The following is an 814-nucleotide window of genomic DNA, read 5'->3' as shown; positions in this document are numbered from 1 at the left end:
GAAGAGATGCCTGGCCGTGGACGTGCTGGGCCTCGTCATCGACTGCGTCGTCCTGCCCGCCTCCGCGCACGAGAACACCGCCGGCATCGCCCTGCTGGACGGTGTCACCGGGCAGTGCGACACGGTGACCAAGGCCCTGGTCGACCAGGGCTTCAAGAAGAAGGTCGTCGAGCACGGCAGACACGTGGGCATCGACGTCGAGATCGTCGAGCGCAACCCGGACGACAAAGGCTTCGTTCCGCAGGCCAAGCGGTGGATCGTGGAGCAGACGAACGGGATCCTGATGTTCTACCGCCGTCTCGTACGTGACTACGAACACCGGCCCGCTTCCTCCCGCTCCCGCGTCTTCTGGGCGATGACCTCCGTCATGAGCCGCCGCCTCACCGGAGCCACCATCGCCTCCTGGAGGACCGCATGAGCGAGAACCCACAGGTCAAAGCCATCCTGGAACACATCGAGACCCGCGAGCGCGAACTGGCCGACCAGAGCGGGCAGTTCCGGGCCCGCATCGAAGAACTCACCCGGCAACTCAGCGAACTCGACGCGGAGAGCGAGAACCTGCGCATCACCCGCAAGACCCTCCTCACTCTCCCCCTGCCCTCACCCGCCACCGGGCCGGACCACCCCGGCATCCCGGACCACCCCGCCTACCAGCAGATCCTCACCGCCCTGGCCGACGCGGGCCGGCCGATGCGCGCCCGCGACCTCTGCCAGGCCCTCGACCTGCCGATCCTCCCGAAGAACACCGAAGGCATCCGCTCCAAACTGAAACGCCTGGTCAGCCGGGGCATCCTCATCGAACCCGAACCCGGCT

General features: G+C 67.3%; 2 protein-coding genes. Both read left to right on the top strand.

The window, feature by feature from the left end:
- Positions 1–418: transposase (locus I8N67_RS41770; RefSeq protein ID WP_200309612.1), on the top strand; the 418-nt coding region annotated here is incomplete at its 5' end.
- A partial coding sequence (locus I8N67_RS41765; protein WP_200309610.1) for a hypothetical protein occupies positions 415–814 on the top strand: 400 nt, incomplete at its 3' end. The genes I8N67_RS41770 and I8N67_RS41765, both read left to right, overlap by 4 nt.

The sequence above is a fragment of the Streptomyces adelaidensis genome (assembly GCF_016598475.1).
In the GTDB taxonomy this organism is placed as follows: Bacteria; Actinomycetota; Actinomycetes; order Streptomycetales; family Streptomycetaceae; genus Streptomyces; species Streptomyces adelaidensis.
This window is presented reverse-complemented; position numbering and strand designations above follow the sequence as displayed.